At 71.7% G+C, this 2,696-nt stretch carries 5 protein-coding genes; 4 read left to right on the top strand and 1 reads right to left on the bottom strand.

Annotated features, from left to right (window positions below):
• Positions 1–93: 93 nt before the first annotated feature.
• From ICN82_RS21035 to cobO, 4 genes are all read left to right on the top strand, one after another.
• Positions 94–492: a GFA family protein gene (locus tag ICN82_RS21035; RefSeq protein WP_193187278.1), complete on the top strand. Its 399-nt coding sequence runs from the start codon at positions 94–96 to the stop codon at positions 490–492.
• Positions 489–839 carry a CidA/LrgA family protein gene (locus ICN82_RS21030; protein WP_193187275.1) on the top strand — a complete coding sequence of 117 codons (351 nt, stop codon included), beginning with the start codon at positions 489–491 and terminating at the stop codon, positions 837–839. Before ICN82_RS21035 ends, ICN82_RS21030 begins: the two co-directional genes overlap by 4 nt.
• Entirely contained in the window at positions 836–1,552 is a 717-nt protein-coding gene (locus ICN82_RS21025; RefSeq protein ID WP_193187272.1) for an LrgB family protein, read from the top strand. The genes ICN82_RS21030 and ICN82_RS21025 overlap by 4 nt, the downstream gene beginning before the upstream one ends.
• Before the next feature lie 131 nt (positions 1,553–1,683).
• Positions 1,684–2,292, top strand: coding sequence for a cob(I)yrinic acid a,c-diamide adenosyltransferase (gene cobO, locus ICN82_RS21020; protein ID WP_193187269.1), 609 nt, complete (start codon positions 1,684–1,686; stop codon positions 2,290–2,292).
• Between the two features lie 200 nt (positions 2,293–2,492).
• Here the strand turns inward: cobO and ICN82_RS21015 are convergent.
• Positions 2,493–2,696, bottom strand: a 204-nt coding sequence (locus tag ICN82_RS21015) for a hypothetical protein (RefSeq protein ID WP_226898658.1), incomplete at its 5' end; no start/stop codon positions are given.

Genomic DNA, 2,696 nt, shown 5'->3' with positions numbered 1-2,696 from the left:
CGGGCGCGGCGGGGTCGCGGCGGCCTGAACGGGCGCCGGCGGGGTTGACATCGCGGCGCTGCCGGGGCCCTCAGGCGGCAGGAGGTTCCGACCATGACCCTGACCGGACATTGCCTGTGCAACCGCACGTGTTTCGAGATCGACCCGCCCTTCCTCTTCGTCGGCCATTGCCATTGCGAAAGCTGCCGACGACAGACCGCCTCGGCCTTCACAACCTTCATCGGGGTGGAGCAGGGGCAGTGGCGCTGGACCGGGGTTCCGCCGGTGCGCTATGAAAGCGGGCCGGGCCGCACGCGCTGGTTCTGCGCGGGCTGCGGCGCGCCCGCCGCCTATGAGAACCAGGTCGACAGCCCCGGCGAGATGCATTTCTTCGCCGCCCTGCTGGACGATCCCGAGGCGGTGACGCCCGAGATGAATTTCCATGCCGACGAACATCTCTCCTGGGCCTTCGGCGCACCCGAGCTGCCGGTCTGGCGGAGGCAGCCGGAGTGATCTGGGCGCTGGCGATCCTGCTGGGCTGCCAGCTGGCGGGCGAGGTCTGCGCGCGGGCGCTGGGTCTGCCCGTGCCGGGGCCGGTGATCGGCATGGTGCTGCTTTTCGGGCTGATGACCGCGTTCCGGGGGCTGCCGCGCCTGGTGACGCCGACGGCCCAGACCATCCTGACCAACCTGTCGCTTCTGTTCATCCCCGCGGGGGTCGGCATCGTTTCCCAGCTGGACCAGGTGGCGCAATACGGCGCCGGGCTGGCGGCGGCGCTTCTGGGCTCCACGCTGCTGTCGCTGGTGGCGGGCGTGCTGACCTTCCGCGCGGTGGCGCGGCTGATGGGGGACCGGGCATGACCGATCTGCCGGACCTCTGGGCCTATCTGCAGCAGGGGGCGCTTCTGTGGCTGGTCGTCACCCTGGCGGCTTATGGCATCGGCGACGCCGCCTTCCGCCGCGCCGGGCGCAGCCCCTGGGTGAACCCGGTGCTGGTCGCGGTGGTGCTGGTCTCGGCGGCGCTGGTGGGCACCGGCACGAGTTACCAGACCTATTTCGAGGGGGCGCAATTCGTGCATTTCCTGCTGGGTCCGGCCACCGTGGCGCTGGCCGTGCCGCTTTTCGCCAACCTGCACCGGCTGCGCGCGGCGATGGTGCCGATGCTGGCGGCGCTGGTCGCGGGATCCGTCGTGGCGATGGTCTCGGCGGTCGGCATCGGCTGGCTCTGCGGGGTGCGCGGCGCGGCGCTGGTGTCGCTCCTGCCGAAATCGGCGACCTCGCCGGTGGCGCTCGGCGTGGCCGAGACGATCGGCGGCATCCCGGCGCTGACGGCCGCGATGGTGATCCTGACGGGCATCATCGGCGCGGTGGTGGTGACGCCGCTCTACAACGCGATGGGGGTGCGCGACTGGCGCGCGCGCGGCTTCGCCACCGGCGTGGCGGCCCACGGCATCGGCACGGCGCGGGCCTTCCAGGTCAACGAGACGGCGGGGGCCTTTGCCGGGATCGGCATGGGGCTGAACGCGCTGGTCACCGCGCTGCTGGCGCCGGTCGTGGCGCATTGGCTGTTCTGAGCCCGGGGCGGGCGGGTCCGGCACGGGGCTTGCACGCCGGAGCAAGGCGGGCTTATCTCGCCGCGACCCCAGCCAGCGCCCCCGGCGCGAAAGCCTCAAGCCGCGCCTCCGGCGCGAGGAAGGACCCCGCGATGATCACCGATCCGGACCGCCATGCCGAGAAGATGGCGAAGAAGAAGGCCAGCCGCGACAAGATCATGGCGACCAAGACCGGCGAGAAGGGCCTGCTGATCGTCCATACCGGCAAGGGCAAGGGCAAGTCCTCTGCCGCCTTCGGCATGATCTTCCGCTGCATCGCCCATGGCATGCCCTGCGCCGTGGTGCAGTTCATCAAGGGCGGGATGGAGACCGGCGAACGCGCGCTGATCAACGCGCATTTCTCCGATCTTTGCGAGTTCCACACGATGGGCGAGGGGTTCACCTGGGAGACCCAGGACCGCACCCGCGACATCGAGATGGCCGCCGCCGCCTGGGAGAAGGCGAAGGAGCTGATCCTGCGTCCGGGCATGCGGATGGTGCTGCTGGACGAGATCAACATCGCGCTGCGCTACGACTATCTCGACGTGGCCGAGGTGGTGGACTGGCTGGCCGCGCACAAGCCCGGGACGGTGCATGTGGTGCTGACAGGGCGCAACGCGAAGGAGCCGCTGATCGAGGCGGCGGACCTGGTCACCGAGATGGAGCTGATCCGCCACCCCTTCCGCGCGGGCATCAAGGCGCAGGCAGGCGTGGAGTACTGACCGGCGTCGGAGAAGGGGGCTCGGGCTCACCAGAGAGAGGGATCCTCTCTCCGGCCCCGCCATCGCTGGTCCGGCCTGCCGCAGCCCCGGATGCCGGTCAAGGGCAGGCCGCTGCGCGGGCCCTGCGGGCCCCTTGACCGCCGCCCCGGGCCGCGGCCTTCCCTCTGCAGCGACGGCGGCTCCGGAGAGAGGATCCTTGCTCAGGCCTCGGGCGGCGCGGGGCCCGTCTCGGCGGCAGCGCCCTGGGCGAGGGCGTTGAGCATGTGGCGCGCGCGGGTCGCCGCAGGCAGGCGCGGATAGAGTTCCGCCGTGACCGGGGCAAGGGGCGGCAGGACCGGGGCGGACGCGGCAGGCAGGCCGGGGCCGAGCGCGGCGGCAAGGGCCGCGGCGGCGGCGAGGACCTC

This window comes from Mangrovicoccus algicola (assembly GCF_014903745.1).
In the GTDB taxonomy this organism is placed as follows: domain Bacteria; phylum Pseudomonadota; class Alphaproteobacteria; order Rhodobacterales; family Rhodobacteraceae; genus Mangrovicoccus; species Mangrovicoccus algicola.
Note: the sequence above shows the minus strand (reverse complement) of the source record. Positions and strands in the feature narration are given on the sequence as shown.